The following is a 16092-nucleotide window of genomic DNA, read 5'->3' as shown; positions in this document are numbered from 1 at the left end:
AATCCAAATTGCCAATCAGACAAGCAATTAAATCGATGAAATCACTAAACTTGCTATCTCCAACAATCAGTTGTCACTGTATTTGTGCTATCCAACGAGCTAGTCACACCAAAGTGATCAATCGTGAATGAAGCACAATCTGAATCTGTAGCTTGTGAGCTTGATGCTGCAACAGTCGCAATGAGTGTGTAACTACTGGTACTGCTACTCGGATCTAATGCAAAGGTATAATAGTCACTGCTATCACTCCAACCTGATAATGTATCCGTCGCGCCACTGGCTAATGACGTCGCATATTGACCATTATCTAAATAATACTGTTCTTGTAATAACTGCGCTTTATATAAGGCTGTTTTTGCATCATTACGGTTATTATCGATAATATAAGCACTGTAAGACGGATAACCAATGCCCGCAAGAATACCAACGATCGCCACCACTATCATCAGTTCAACCAAGGTAAAACCGGTTTGTTTAGCTGTCATTATTGTACCGCCTCATTGAAGTAACGGTAGATAGGACGTGGACTCAGCGTTACTTCTGTATCGATAGTGCCAGTTGGAGCCCCGCCTTCGCTTGCAGAATCATCACCTTTACCAGCACCTAATAAACGTAATATTGGGTCATTGTAATTATTTATTTCGGAATGAATAGAAAGTTCTTTAGCGATAACGTTTTCTAATTTTTTATACGTTTTAAGTTTACCTGTATTTAAATTCACTTGATAAAAATGACTATTTCCCGTTTGCGCGAGTAAACACTCCGACCCATTATTAACAACTACCGTACTACTAAATGGACTATAACTGTTAAAATTAACAACCCCATCGATAACGACTGCATTCCCTAAAATTTTCTGACCTTTATCTTTCGATAGTGTATAAACCCAACCATTATCATTTGAATCAGTTGTAACTGTGATTTTAGAATCATCAATAAGAGTCAGATCATTAAATTGGATAGGCTGTTTACGCGCTTTAGCAGCAACAGAATAAGTTGACGAGTCGACCTCATCACTTGCTACCCAAACTACAGGCGTTAAATCAAGATCCTTAATATTGAACATATAATCTTCTGTGACTTTATTCGAATTAGGATGGGTAATATCTCCACTGCCTATCAGCAGTCCATCGTAAGCTCGTCTATTTTGATTTACAGCTCTAACAATAGACGGTTCAGTGAAGAAACGGCGATCAGAAGTTCCAATCTTTTTACTTCCCAGTTGAGCAATTAACCTTAATGACCATCCTTCAGTATCGACTGTTGTCTGATCATTATCTGAATAAGTATTGGGTGTGTCGATACGATAAATATTACCACCAGTATCGGCAGCATAAATACGGTCTGAATATCCATTGCCATCACTATCAAGCACAGATAATTTACCCGCGATACTATCAGTAATACAATCCCACTTGGCTTCATCACACTCTCCAGTGAAAACAAATGAACTGATAACTGACTTATCTTTAATATCAATAACATAAACACTACGGCCAAGGGTATCATCGCATTCTGAACTACCATTTATGCCACAATTGTCTTTGCCAACATCATATCCTCCCCCAAAAACCAACACCGGATTTGAATTCAATTCATTCTCAAATCCTCTATAGACTTTGGTGACTATTGGTATTGACCATGTTTGACCTAGACTTGAAAAATTTCCCGTGCCGGTATTCTTCATAATCCAATGCAGCGTGGGCTTCTCTGTCGAACCAGATATAAGCCCCTTATCAACATTAAAAGAATAATAAGCACTGCCGCCCCTCCTAAGACCAAAGGTAATGATATGTTTTGAATCACCATATTCCGCATCAACAGCAGTGCTATCTACACCGTAAACCCGATCTGCTATTGTCGAATCATAACGTAGTGAGATTGCGCTCTTAAGTAAGTCTGCGGGAATAAAAGCCCACTCTTCTTCAACAGTATTACCATTATCTTTAAACGCATGAAAAAATCCAGCGTTGGTTCCAATGAAGATTCGCGAAACATCATCATATTTAACAACCAGGGGAGCTGAATGCATAGGATCACCGAAAATATCATCCCTGAATGCAGTCCCTGTATCATTCAAACCATTAAGCCACTTCACTGTTGCAGATAAAGCTTCAACATCAACATCTAACTGCGCTGCTAAAGCGATGTTTTGAGCTTCGATAACATCTTCAGAATCAGGTGATGTAGACGGTGGAGAAGCACTATCTGAATTGATACACGCACCCGTTTTTACACCCAATACAACTTTCAAATTATCCAGAGTGATCTCGCATAAAATACTGTCATTACCCTTATTTACGTATACTTTTCGTGGTATAGACACATCTCGGCTATTGAATGCTTCGACGACGCCACCAACCTCCACTGAATCAAGTCCGGGTGAATTACTCCATCCTGAATACAGTCCATCTGCGAAAAAGGCACCGTTTTCAGATGAGAGTGCAGGTGTCAAATTAGTGCTTGTAGCTAAACTTGCTTGCATATCCCACGCACTCAGTACACCATTTTCAATCACCAATTTTTTTAAGTTTCCATTCCATTTACTACTTTGAGCTGGCTCAAACATTGTAAAATAAACAGCCTTATCACTTTGTGTTGAATTATTTGCATTTATTGAGGTGGTCACAGTCGCAGTCGTAGACTTTTGCCTAGCAACAATGTCGCCCAACACAAGTTTCAATTTTTCTCTTAACTGTGTCGCTGTTTCTGCATTGAAAAACTCACCGCCACCCGATGTGGCCGTTTTTTCTAACAAGGCTTTACTGCCATTCTCAACATTAACGCCAACAGTATATGTAGCAATGTGCTGATTACCGTCACTACCATCACCATTCATATCATTGTTATAAAGATAATGGGTCAATTGCGGTAACTTATTGTCAATATCACAGTCAGATAAAAAACCAAATGTTGATTTCATGGTAGTTGTAACCGTCCGTGCAGCATGTGCGGTATCAGATAATGATCGGGAGTCGGAATCAGCAAGTAACTTTAGCTCAGGTTGAGCTATTAATAATTCAGATGATAAAGTATCTATCTCTGAATTTGCTTTATCATCGCGATTTTGGCAGGTAATAAATCGATCTGAATCATTCTGGTTATTCTTATAACCAGCTGAAATGATAATAATATAAGCTTCTGTTTGACAAGTTTTCGTCCAATCTAACGGGGTAATATACTTTTTACTCGCTGTCTCTATTGATTTGTCACGTTTAGGATAAGGAAGTAGTTTTTCATCATCTCCAAACCAAACATCTTGACCATATAAATATCGATAACCTTCATATAAGCTTTCACATAAAGCTGAACGAGCATCGACAGATGTAGTAATACCAGCAACTTTATTTCTGATTAAACTGACGTTATTTCTATATCCCGGCTGATTAGCTTTATAATCTAAAATGTCATAAGACTTAATTCCTGAAATAATACGGCCACCGTGATTGTTCGCTAAGTCTAAATTTTCAAATACGGTATTATTTGCGTTAAAAACCTCCAATCCACTTTTCACTTCCGGCGTTTCAAGCATTACATCCAAAACAACTTTTTTTGCCACATTAAGATAAGATAGCTCGATTTCTTTCGTACCCGCTTCTTTCAATGCCGCCCAATCAACTAAGTTATCGGAATACAAATAAGCTTGATCAGCATTACCGCCGCCTAAAAAAGAAAGGTCTTTTGCTGGATTTGATCCATTTTGATAACCGTATGGTATGTTTACACCATTTTGAGGGTAACCTTGATAGAATGTAGAGTCTTTCTGCCCTGTGTCTTCATCTTCGATAGCAAAGAATGCAGCACCTTCGGCTCCCGGATTATTAGGGTTATTTAAATCCATATCCGTCTTACAGTCGATCTTTGGCGAATTAATCTCATGCTTTGGACCGATAGTTTCAGACCAATACTTGGCCCCGAGGCCAAAAAAACCAATACCTTTCCATTGACGAACATGATCAGAATAAGCACCTAGCTCTCCGCTCATATCAAAAACTGCTGATGAGCAATTCATATATTTATACGTACGTTTTTTTTCATCATCAACGGTTGGTATCGTCGTAACAAAATTTTCATATAACACACTATCAGCAGGGCTGATATTATCTTTGGAGGCTATATCAGCTAATATTTTAAAAGTTGCAAGATCTTTAATCTGCTCGTAATTACGCCAATAAAAATTTTGCCGAGTAAAGCGATCTTCAAAAAATTTCTCTACGTTATTCGATGCTGGATCAGAGTAGTCAATATTGGGGTCATAACGCTCTGGAACAGGAAATGTAGTGTTATTATTCATATGCCGCGAAGTATCGAGAATAATAAGAACCTGAGGCTTATTATCAATGCTTGCTTCATAGATCTCGCTTTCATCTGCAAAGACGCTGCAGCCAAATATAACCGGTAATATAATACTGGCAGTTTTGAAAATCCTTTTCATCACTCTGTCCTTATTTATTCTGTGCAGCTAAAAATGGTTGTTCTACACCCGCGGTCATAGCTAAGCCCTGAACTCGTCGAGTATTATTTTGTGAAAAATCCATTTTCACAAATCGGCAGCTAATTAAATTTACACTAGACGCCTTAGCACTTCGCTTACAGTAACCCTCTCCACGCTGAGTAAGTCCCACTATTATGTCTGGATATTTAGTGACGCTTAATGCTGAGCTAGCAGTTTCTGTTAACATCATAATGTCATTAATTAAATTAGGGTTGTCCATCACTTCAGTAAAACCACCAAGTATTTCTTGTTCATTGGCTAATCGTTCCTGCGTTAAACCAATTGCATTCTGTCCTAATCGTGTTTCAGTGATCACTGCAGCAGCCAGTGACGTCACGACGACCAGAATAATAATGACAATAAAAAGGGTAATACCTTGCTGTGTTTTCATCGTGTCACCGCCATTATGTTATTACGTATTACCACAGTAGTGGAAAGCAAAAAACGCCTGTAATTATCATTCTCCGTGGGAGTAAAAGGAGTGAACCTGAGGTTATGATTCGCATCATTATTGAATGTTTGGTCAGGATTGGTTGCTCTGGCTAGAACATAGATCCGTGCAGATACCAATTGATTCTTACCCCACATATCAGCAGTGAAATCATTATCAGTACTGCGATAATAAATATCAGCGCTGCCATCACGAGGACTACTCGTATCAACACCAAAATCGATGCGGAACGCTTCAATATTGTTCACAACTAGATCATTAATTAAGGCATCACCCTGCCGTAAAAAACGCGTTAACCGCGGTCCGTCTGTAGCGTGGGTTTCAACAAAATAAGTATGGTGTAAATAAGGGTAGAATTCAGCATTATCGATATTCGTTGCCCCGTTGGGCGCAGACGCTTTAAATAATTGAGTTTGTTGCGGTGATACAGCTACATAATAATCAGTTGTCTTCATTGCAGCGACTGTGATTGTATTTCCCTGTATTCGCGCTAAAGACAGCACATCACTGTTTGCAGCCATGCTGTAGCCTGCATCAACACCGTCATTGATACAATCGGATTCGGTAAAGGTACCTGCAGACGCCATTTCAACCCAATTTGCCCATTCAGGTAAACTAAATGTGCCTACTGCACTGCTAGTTGCCTCAATAAACAATGAACAGCTACTAGGGGTCAACGTCAGTGTGTCAGGGGTCTTAATATCAGTCAAAAGTTCCCCCGAAAACTCTGCCCAACTGCCAATACTGCGTACATCTTCGACTAATACCTGCAATGCTAACTGCGCCTGTTGCTGTAAACTAGATACAGTCGAAGAACGGTTAGCCGATACTTTAGTATCCACAAACATCGTCGTGATCGACGTCATTAAAACAATGCCCACCACGAGGGCGATCATCAGTTCAACTAAATTAAAGCCCGCTTGTTTTACTGTCATATCGCCTCCGAGATCAAACTGGTTAATACCACTTGTCGGCGTTTACTGACTGTCGGATCGATTGGAACGCCGCAGGTAGCACCATTAGCAGCTCCAGATGAGCTTGCTGTATTTTGAATTTGCCAGCTAACCGCAATGGTCACAGTACCTGCAACATTACGGCATAATGCCATGTTACTGATTGAAGCAGAGCTTGCTGCATGAGTGAGAATGTCGGTGATCGCGGTATTTTGGGCATCGCTAGAGTTGGCAGTAAGCCAACGGGTATCCGCGCGTAATTCTTCCAACGCGGTACGCGCCAGAAAAGAGGCTTGAATTTGCTTGTCTGTATCAGCTAATGATTTCTTCGCAATCCCTTGCAATGCCACTATGCCAAGTAGGCCAACGGCAAGTATCAGTGATGTGATCATCACTTCAATGAGACTGAATCCAGATTCCTTTCTAGATTGCATACTTAACTCACTTTAATAAAATTTAACTCACTTAAATAAATCGCACAATCACATGTTACACAGATGTTTGCTTTATGTAAACGCAATGAGTATTCAATCTGTGAAGGTTAACGCTAAATCAGGGCGATTATTAAATATCATAAAAAACCAAGAGATTATTATGCATAAAGCAGATTTTCGACTGTATTAGAACGCGGTGATGGGTTGTATTAGGAGGTAAAGCTCGTCTAGCCAAGAGACTAAACGAGTTTATTAATCATGATGTTAGATCACTTGTTTGATACGTAGTTCAGCTGGTACTTCAAAGATGGTATTCTCGGCGCGACCTGCAACTTCAGTCACTAACTTACCACCACAAGCCTGCAGTTTTTCAACCACCTGATCGATAAGTACTTTAGGCGCAGATGCACCCGCAGTCACACCGACTTTCAGCTTACCTTCTAATAACGCAGGGTCAATATCACCTGCATTATCAATCAAATATGACGGTACACCGATATTCTCTGATTTTTCACGTAAGCGATTTGAGTTCGATGAATTTTTAGAACCAACCACAAACATAATATCAACCATGTTTGCTAGTTTTGATACTGCGTCTTGACGATTCTGCGTTGCGTAACAAATATCATCTTTACGTGGGCCATTGATCTCAGGGAAGCGCTCACGTAATGCATCAATGATTTCGGCACAATCATCAACCGATAACGTCGTTTGCGAGCTGTAAGTTAGATTCGTTACATCTTTAACTTCTAGCGCAGCAACATCAGTAATCGATTCAACCAAGTACATGCCGCCGTCAGCATTATCATACTGACCCATAGTGCCTTCAACTTCAGGGTGACCTTTATGACCAATCAATACACATTCAATACCACGGCGACTCGCACGCGTTACTTCCATATGTACCTTTGTTACTAATGGGCAGGTTGCATCGAAGACTTTTAAGTCACGGCGTTTCGCTTCTGCTTGCACTGCTTTTGATACACCGTGCGCACTAAAAATAACCACGCGACCATCTGGCACTTCATCAAGTTCTTCGACAAAAACAGCACCGTTCTCTTTCAGGCCATCCACCACATAGCGGTTATGTACGACTTCGTGACGTACATACACAGGGGTTTCAAACAGCTCCAATGCGCGTTCAACAATGCTAATAGCACGGTCAACACCAGCACAAAAGCCTCGAGGATTAGCGAGTAAAATTTCCATCATAAACCTTATTTATTCTGCATTAATTTCTAAAATTTCAACTTCAAACGTCACGACTTGTCCCGCTAACGGATGATTAAAGTCAACAGTGACAGAATCACCGACAACTTCACGGATCATACCCGGTAATTCAGCACCATCTGGCTGCGTAAAACCAACAATTAAGCCAACTTCGGCTTTCACTTCGGTAAACTTCGCGCGGTCTAAGTAGTAAATATTATCTGGATTAGGTTTTCCGAATGCATCTTCTGGTTGCAGTTCAAATTTATTCTTATCACCAACCGTCAACCCTAATAAGCAACGCTCAAAGTTAGGCGTTAAGCTGCCATCGCCAATCACTAACTTGGCTGGCTTACCCTGTAGTTCGGTACTATCAGCAACAGAACCATCTGTTAAGGTAATAGTAAAATGCATCAGTACTTGGCTATCATCGCCAATTGTTGCTACGTTAACTGTCATTTGATGATTCCTTGTCATTTTTACTTTCCATAATGGCTTCCAAGATTAACATCGCGGCGCCAATACAGATCCAAGTGTCTGCTAAATTAAAGATTGGGAAATGACTTTTTTCCCAATACACATGTAAAAAATCAATTACATAACCATGAATAATTCGGTCATATAAATTACCTAACGCGCCACCTAAAATAAGCGCATAAGCAATGTTGCTCCAATATTTATTGGCTGCTTGTTGCTTAAGCCAATAAATCAATAAACCTGAAACAGAGACTGCAATAACGCCAAAGAACCAACGTTGCCAACCGCCTGCGTCTGCCAGCATACTAAAAGCGGCACCATAGTTACGTGCATAGGTAAAATTGAAGACAGGTAATATATTTACCGATTCACCTAATTGGAAATGACTGACAACAAAAGACTTGGTGCCCAAATCAATAATAAATGCAAGAACGGCTAGCCACAGCCAAATTAATCCCGTTCTCTTCGTTGTGCCTACGGTCATTATTACCCTCTGATACGTCAACGCGATGACGATAAATATCGTGCTATAGCTAAATTGTGATGACTCGCAATAAAGCATTTTGAAATAGATTGTTAACAATCATATCATTTTATGACATTGGTTAAGCATTAATCCATAAAAAAATGCCTACTGCGTTTATGCTGATTAAGTTAACCAGCACGCAGTAGGCATTCTATGTGAACGATAATAGCAACTTAATGGTTATTACCTTTCTTTACTCGCATTGTACTTACACTTGCAATAAGCGTAATGAATACATTAACGATTAAGCAAATTGGCGTTGTTCGCCTTCGCCATCAATGTTGTCTTCACAACGCGCACACAATGTTGGATGTACTTCAGATTGACCAACAGTGTCGTTATGGTGCCAGCAACGCTCGCACTTCTCAGCTTCACTCTTAGCAACGCTGATCCATAAACCTTCAATAGCGCTCGCTTCAACATCAGCTGGTGCTTCAGTGACAGCCACAACGTTAGTGTTTGACGTTAATAATAGGAAACGTAATTCGTTACCTAATTTACCAAGGTCAGCTGCTAACTCTGCAGTAGCATAAAGTGTTACGTCAGCTTGTAGAGAACCACCAACAACCGCATTGTTACGTGCTACTTCAACAGTCTTGTTCACTTCACTACGCACAGCTTGTAGCTTGCTCCAGTAAGCGTTGTTTAGCTCAGCATCGTCTGCAAGTGGTGCTAGACCTGTGTACCATTCTTCAGTAAACACATATTCAGCACGTTTACCCGGCATTGCATTCCAGATTTCAAACGCGGTAAAGCTTAAGATAGGCGCAGTCCAACGAACCATCGCTTCTAAGATATGGAACATCGCAGTTTGACAACTACGACGAGCAATACCGTCTGATTTAGCTGTGTACTGGCGATCTTTAATGATATCTAAGTAGAAACTACCTAATTCAATTGAACAGAATGTCATTAGCTTTTGCGTTACATTCTGCATTTGGTAGTTTTCGTAATCAGCTAGGATTTCAGTTTGTAGTGCGTGTGCACGACCGATAGCCCATTGATCCAATGCCACCATGTCTTCTACTGCAACCATATCAGTTTCAGGGTTGAAACCTTCAAGGTTAGACAATAGGAAACGTGCTGTATTACGAATACGGCGGTAAGCGTCAGCACTGCGATCTAAGATCTCATCAGATACTGTCATTTCACCGGTGTAATCCGTGCTTGCCACCCACCAACGTAATACATCACCACCAAGGCGATTCATTACATCTTGTGGCGCCATTACATTACCGATAGATTTAGACATCTTACGGCCTTTCGCATCAACCACGAAACCGTGTGTTAATACGTCTTTGTAAGGTGCTTTACCTTTAATCGCAGTCGAAATCATTAGCGATGATTGGAACCAACCACGATGTTGATCAGAACCTTCAAGGTAAAGATCAATCTCTGCGCCAGCGTATTCTTTACGCGCATCAACAACAGAGAAGTGGGTTGAACCCGAATCGAACCATACGTCAACGGTATCAGGTGCTTTAGTATAGTTAACCGCATCATCACCCAACAAGTCTGTCGGATCGAGATCCCACCAAGCTTGAATGCCTTTTTGCTCAACTAACTTAGCAACGTCTTCCATCAATGCAGCTGAACGTGGATGCGGTTCTTGTGTTTCGTTATGCACGAATAAAGAGATTGGCACGCCCCAAGTACGCTGACGAGAAATACACCAGTCAGGACGGTTCGTTACCATGCTTTCGATACGCTCTTTGCCCCATGAAGGAACCCATTGCACATCTTGAATTTCTTTCATTGCCGCGTTACGCAAACCATTTTGTTCCATGCTGATAAACCATTGTGGTGTCGCACGGAAAATGATTGGCGTTTTGTGGCGCCAGCAATGTGGATAGCTGTGTTTAATGACTTGGTGGTTTAGTAACGCACCTTTTTCGTTAAGCACTTCAATCACGCTATCGTTTGCTTTAAACACATGTTGACCAGCAAATAATGGCGTATCTTCAAGGTAAACACCGTTGTTACCAACTGGGTTTGCTACTTCAAGATCGTAATTTTGACCTGCTACGTAATCTTCTTGACCGTGGCCAGGTGCAGTATGAACAACACCCGTACCCGCTTCAGTCGTTACGTGGTCAGCTAAAATAGCTGGTACGTCGAAATCATAGAACGGGTGATTAAAGCGTAAGTTCTCAAGTTCAGCACCAGTACAAGACCCTAACGTAGTGAAACTTTCAGGTGCGAATACAGCCATGCAAGATTCAACTAAGTCAGTTGCTAGAATTAACTGTTGTGAACCTGATTCTGTCACCATATTAACTAACGAGTATTCCACTCGTGCAGCTAATGCAACCGCGCGGTTAGCCGGTAATGTCCAAGGCGTTGTAGTCCAGATAACCGTTGATACTAACCCTTCAACATCACTGCCAAATACCGCTTTCACAGCTGCTTGATCTTGCGCGGTGAAACGTACGTAGATAGCTGGTGATTTTTTATCTTCGTATTCAACTTCTGCTTCAGCTAATGCTGAACCACAATCTGTACACCAATGAACAGGTTTAGAACCTTTTTGTAAGTGACCGTTGTCAACGATTTTACCTAAAGCGCGGATAATGTTTGCTTCAGTGCTGAAATCCATTGTTAAGTACGGATTCTGCCAATCGCCTAATACGCCAAGACGGATAAAGTCTTCACGTTGACCGTTAACTTGTTTAGTCGCATATTTACGACATTCTTCGCGGAACTGTGCAGCCGTTACTTTACGGCCTGGTTTGCCCACTTTCTTTTCTACCATTAATTCAATTGGTAGACCGTGACAATCCCAACCTGGAATGTAAGGTGCATCAAATCCAGACAAGCCTTTGGCTTTAATAATAACGTCTTTCAGGATCTTATTAACTGAGTGACCGATGTGAATTTTACCATTCGCATAAGGAGGGCCATCGTGCAAAATAAAGGTTTTTTTACCTTCTTTAGCGGCACGGATTTTTCCGTATAAATCATCAGTCGTCCACTGCTTCAACATGTTTGGTTCACGGTTCGCTAAGTTAGCGCGCATTGCGAAGCCAGTTTTTGGCAGGTTCAGCGTTTTTTTATATTCGCTCATGTATCCTAATTTCCGTTATTGGTATTATTAAAAATTAAACTGACAGGCCAAAAAAAGTTTTGGCTGCAATGACATCTCGTTCTATTTGCTGACGAAGTACATCAAAAGATGCAAATTTCTGTTCGCCGCGTAATCTCTTTTTCAGAACAACCTCGAGCTGTTTGCCGTAAAGGTCGTCATCAAAGTTAAATAAATTCACTTCCAGTTGGGTACGTACGCCGCCAACTGTAGGACGTTTGCCAATGTTGGCAACGCCCTGTATCGCATCATCACTGATACCTAACACTTCAACTACATAAACACCATTGATTGGGTCTACACAGCGTTTTAACGGTATATTCGCGGTCGGAAAGCCGATAGTTCGCCCTAATTTAGCACCGTGCGATACCTTACCAAAAATACTGAATGGTCGGCCTAATAATTCGGCGGCTAAATCAAGATTATCGAGTGCTAACGCGTCGCGGATCATCGTACTGCTCACGCGAGCTTGGTCCACGCTAAACGTATCCATGCTCACCACGTCAAAGCCATGTTTAGCACCGGCAGCTTGCAACATAGCAAAGTCACCCGACCGTTTATGGCCGAAACGGAAATCATCACCAACGACTAAATATTTAACGCCTAACTTATTCACTAACAACTGAGTGATAAATTCATCCGCCGACAGTGCCGCGAATTTTTTATTAAAATTCACACATAATAACTGGTCAATATTTTGATCTTTTAGCGCTGCGTACTTATCACGTAACCGTGTTAATCGCGCAGGCGCTTTATCGCCAATGATCATCTCTAGTGGCTGCGGTTCAAATGTCATTACCGTTGCTGGCAAATTCAATTGCTGCGCTTTTTCGATTAACTGTCGCAATACCGATTGGTGCCCGAGATGAACGCCATCAAAGTTACCGATAGTTAAAACACACCCTTGATGGTGTGGTTTTAAATTGTGAATGCCTCGAATCAGCTCCATGTCTTTGCCAACTATTCCACTAAAACGACAAATTATAACTTAGTCAACGCACAGGGTCAGCAACAATTTGTACTCAGTCAATAATTTTAAAATGTCGCGGGCGTAAACCAAGCAGTAATAACGCCATAAAATAGCTTATTACGGCCAATCCAATTAAGCCTAACAAGCATAAGCTGCTATCTAATAATCCCCAGGCATACCATTGCTGCATATCGGGATTGGCATATTGAATTAAGCCTGCCATGAAACCAGCAGACAAGAAGAGCTTAGCAATCACTTTACCGGTATCGGCATTGATCTTATACACCCCTTCCTTGTGTAAACCCCAATACAACAAGCCCGCATTCAATGTCGCTGAGCCCGCGGTCGCCAAGGCCAAACCGACATAACCAAAGGGGATAGCTAAAATGATGTTAAACCCCATATTACTGATCATCGCGACGATACCGAACTTAACCGGCGTACGGGTATCTTGGCGCGCATAATAACCCGGCGCAAGCACCTTAATAAGCATGAAGCTGAGTAAGCCAGAACCATAAGCCATCAAACTCATTGACGCCATAGAGACATCATCAGCACCAAATTCACCACGCATAAACAGTACTTTAAGCATTGGGCTAGCAAGCACAATCATGCCCATCATCGCCGGCGTACCGAGTAATAACACCACCCTCACGCCCCAATCCATCGTTTGCTTAAACTGCGTATCTGACTTTGCCGAATGGGTGCGCGACAGCGCCGGTAAAATCACCGTCGCAATCGCAATACCGAACAAACCAAGCGGAAATTCGAGTAATCGGTCAGAGTAGTACAGCCAACTAATCGAACCCGTCATTAAAAATGAAGCAATAAACGTATCAAACAGTAAATTAATTTGGCTTACTGATACCCCAAACATCGCCGGTATCATTAATTTTCTAATTTTAGTCACACCAGGATCACGCCAACCCCAGCGTGGTTTCACTAACATTTTTTGTTTTGCTAAAAATGGAATTTGGAATAAAAACTGAATTGCACCACCGATGAATACACCAATAGCCAAGCCAACTTCAGGCTGTTCTAAATGAGGCGAAATGAACAATGCCGCACCAATAATCGCGATATTTAAAAATACTGGCGTAAAGGCCGCAACAGCAAACTTACCGAGGGTGTTTAAAATAGCACCAGAAAGTGCTGTAAAAGTAATAAACCATAAATAAGGGAAAGTAATTTTTAACATAAATGAAGCGAGTTCAAATTTATGTGCATCGGGCCCATCATTGAGCCAATCGACAAACCAGCCAGCACCAAACAAAATAGTGATGAGAGGTGAGCCAATTACCCCAAACAAGGTAACAATTGTGACTAATACACCTAAGGTACCCGATACCGAGGCGATTAACTGTTGTACCTTTTGTTTATCGCCTGTTTGTTGATATTCGGTCAAAACAGGCACAAAAGCTTGTGCGAATGCACCTTCAGCGAAAAGACGACGTAAGAAATTAGGGATTTTATTCGCAAAGAAGAAAACATCGGCGGCGGCACCTGCGCCCATCAAGTTTGCAACGATAACATCACGCACTAAACCTAAAATACGCGAGATCATGGTCATTGAACTGACGATAAGGCCAGATTTTATTAATTTATTACTCAAGAAATACCTTTTATGTCAATCAACCCCTGTTCGTGGGGCGCATTTGCTGCTAAAATATGTCCCACATCTTAACTGTCATTGCAGTTAGTTGCCAATATTTTGCCTGTTATTTACACAAAAATATTGACAAATATCGTTAGGCAAGGCATATTCCTCGCCTTTATAAAATTAACGTCTTTAGACATTTAGGAGTAGGACCTTGGCTAATATCAAGTCTGCTAAAAAACGCGCAATCCAATCTGAAAAACGCCGCAAGCACAACACTTCACGTCGTTCAATGATGCGTACACTGACTAAGAAAATTCTAGTAGCTATCACTGCTGGTAATAAAGAAGAAGCGACTGCTGCATTTGTTGCTGCACAACCGATTCTTGATCGTATGGCTACTAAAGGCCTGATCCACGCAAACAAAGCTGCTCGTGTTAAGAGCCGTCTTTCTGCTAAGATCAAAGCACTTTAATTATTGCTTTAATACGATAATGAAAAACCAGCTTCGGCTGGTTTTTTTATATCTAAAAAATAATATTTAACTGTAATCGCTGATAAAGTCAGCCTATCCAGGCGCTTCCTCGTCAATTTCCACCGCATTTTTTGTTGTTGTCGCACAAGCAAGTAAATAATAACCCACGACAGCGGCCAATGTAGACCCCATCAATATTCCCAGTCGAGACAGATCAGCCATCACCGGATCGGTAAACGCGAGTGACGTAATAAACATCGACATCGTAAAACCAATACCACACAGTACTGATACCGCAAAAATCTGTTTAAAGTTAACGCCCTCCGGTAATGTCGCAATTTTAAATTTAACAGCTAACCAACTAATACTAAAGATCCCCAAGGGTTTACCAATAAATAGCCCTAACGCTACACCGATAGGTAATGCAGATGTCATATCGCTGAATTGAATATTGGTTAACGATACCCCAGCATTGGCAAACGCGAACAGCGGTAAGATATAATATTTTGTCCAAGGGTGTAACCAACGAGCGAGTGTTTTCGCTGGCGAATGCGGGTTTTCAACATCATTTTTGTTATCTTGGCGGTACATTGGAATGGCAAAACCAATCACCACACCAGCCAGTGTCGCGTGCACGCCTGATTTTAATACCGCCACCCACAGCAGTGCGCCAACAATTAAATACGGGGTTAAACTCATGACATTGTAACGGTGCATTAGCCATAATACACTGATACAAGCGCAAGCTAACGTCAACGAGAGTACCGACATCTCGGCGGTATAAAACAAGGCGATGATGATAATCACCCCCAAATCATCGATGATCGCGAGCGCCAATAAGAATATTTTCAGATTCAGCGGCACGCGCTTACCCAGCAATGACAATACCCCTAATGCAAACGCGATATCCGTTGCCGCAGGAATAGCCCAGCCTTTAACGGCTTCGGGGTTAACGCCATTAAAACTTAAATACACCAGTGCTGGCGCCAACATACCACCAGCAGCTGCAATGATAGGAAATAGGGATTTTTTACGACTCGCCAGCGCGCCTTCTACCAATTCTTGCTTTACTTCTAAACCAATCAACAAGAAAAATACCGCCATCAAGCCGTCATTAATCCAATGACTGAATGATTTGTTGATATCAATATTGGCTACACGAACTTGGATCTCGGTGTGTAAAAAATTCAAATACAGTTCAGAAAATGGCGAGTTAGCCACGATCATCGCTAATATAGCGGCAATAATAAGTAATACACCACCTGATGACTCAGTACGTAAGAATTGTGTTAAAGATTTATACAAATCAGCCTCCTTGCTTGTTATTGGGTAGTCGTAATGAATAAATGTTCAAAGCATCAACCACATAGATCCAGTATAGAAAATTCACAAAGATTTAACTTTTAAATCTTTCAATTTCGCT

General features: G+C 41.3%; 13 protein-coding genes. 1 reads left to right on the top strand and 12 read right to left on the bottom strand.

Annotated features, from left to right (window positions below; translation table 11 throughout):
• Nucleotides 1-53: 53 nt before the first annotated feature.
• The 11 genes from A923_RS0111985 to murJ all read right to left on the bottom strand — a co-directional run bounded on the left by A923_RS0111985 (nt 54) and on the right by murJ (nt 14209).
• Nucleotides 54-485 (bottom strand): type IV pilin protein, encoded by a 432-nt coding sequence (locus A923_RS0111985; protein ID WP_017221921.1) that lies wholly within the window; start codon nt 483-485, stop codon nt 54-56.
• Nucleotides 485-4435: a pilus assembly protein gene (locus tag A923_RS0111980; protein ID WP_017221920.1), complete on the bottom strand. Its 3951-nt coding sequence runs from the start codon at nt 4433-4435 to the stop codon at nt 485-487. The genes A923_RS0111985 and A923_RS0111980 overlap by 1 nt, the downstream gene beginning before the upstream one ends.
• Nucleotides 4436-4445: 10 nt before the next feature.
• A complete protein-coding gene (locus tag A923_RS0111975) occupies nt 4446-4886 on the bottom strand; it encodes a hypothetical protein (RefSeq protein ID WP_017221919.1) in 441 nt (146 codons plus the stop codon).
• Nucleotides 4883-5881, bottom strand: a complete 999-nt coding sequence (locus tag A923_RS0111970; protein WP_017221918.1) for a PilW family protein — start codon at nt 5879-5881, stop codon at nt 4883-4885. Before A923_RS0111970 ends, A923_RS0111975 begins: the two co-directional genes overlap by 4 nt.
• The gene (pilV, locus tag A923_RS0111965; protein WP_083849974.1) at nt 5878-6333 is read right to left on the bottom strand and encodes a type IV pilus modification protein PilV; all 456 of its coding nucleotides are present in this window, start codon (nt 6331-6333) and stop codon (nt 5878-5880) included. Before pilV ends, A923_RS0111970 begins: the two co-directional genes overlap by 4 nt.
• A gap of 264 nt (nt 6334-6597) precedes the next feature.
• Nucleotides 6598-7542, bottom strand: a complete 945-nt coding sequence (gene ispH, locus A923_RS0111960; RefSeq protein WP_017221916.1) for a 4-hydroxy-3-methylbut-2-enyl diphosphate reductase — start codon at nt 7540-7542, stop codon at nt 6598-6600.
• Between the two features lie 12 nt (nt 7543-7554).
• Entirely contained in the window at nt 7555-8001 is a 447-nt protein-coding gene (fkpB, locus tag A923_RS0111955; RefSeq protein WP_017221915.1) for an FKBP-type peptidyl-prolyl cis-trans isomerase, read from the bottom strand.
• On the bottom strand, nt 7991-8503 hold the full coding sequence (gene lspA / locus A923_RS0111950; protein WP_017221914.1) for a signal peptidase II: 513 nt from the start codon (nt 8501-8503) through the stop codon (nt 7991-7993). The genes fkpB and lspA overlap by 11 nt, the downstream gene beginning before the upstream one ends.
• Nucleotides 8504-8789: 286 nt before the next feature.
• Nucleotides 8790-11609, bottom strand: coding sequence for an isoleucine--tRNA ligase (gene ileS / locus A923_RS0111945; RefSeq protein ID WP_017221913.1), 2820 nt, complete (start codon nt 11607-11609; stop codon nt 8790-8792).
• Nucleotides 11610-11643: 34 nt separating this feature from the next.
• Nucleotides 11644-12576, bottom strand: coding sequence for a bifunctional riboflavin kinase/FAD synthetase (gene ribF, locus A923_RS0111940; protein WP_017221912.1), 933 nt, complete (start codon nt 12574-12576; stop codon nt 11644-11646).
• A 73-nt stretch (nt 12577-12649) separates the two neighbouring features.
• Entirely contained in the window at nt 12650-14209 is a 1560-nt protein-coding gene (gene murJ, locus A923_RS0111935; protein ID WP_017221911.1) for a murein biosynthesis integral membrane protein MurJ, read from the bottom strand.
• A gap of 199 nt (nt 14210-14408) precedes the next feature.
• Here murJ and rpsT point away from each other — a divergent pair, with 199 nt between their 5' ends.
• Nucleotides 14409-14669: a 30S ribosomal protein S20 gene (rpsT, locus tag A923_RS0111930; RefSeq protein WP_017221910.1), complete on the top strand. Its 261-nt coding sequence runs from the start codon at nt 14409-14411 to the stop codon at nt 14667-14669.
• 93 nt (nt 14670-14762) lie between these two features.
• On the opposite strand, the gene nhaA is transcribed toward rpsT, so the two are convergent.
• Nucleotides 14763-15974, bottom strand: a complete 1212-nt coding sequence (nhaA, locus tag A923_RS0111925) for a Na+/H+ antiporter NhaA (protein WP_017221909.1) — start codon at nt 15972-15974, stop codon at nt 14763-14765.
• Nucleotides 15975-16092 lie beyond the last annotated feature (118 nt).

This window comes from Moritella dasanensis ArB 0140 (assembly GCF_000276805.1).
Classification (GTDB): domain Bacteria; phylum Pseudomonadota; class Gammaproteobacteria; order Enterobacterales; family Moritellaceae; genus Moritella; species Moritella dasanensis.
The sequence above is the reverse complement of the archived record's forward strand: the minus strand, read 5'-3'. Positions and strand labels throughout refer to the sequence as shown.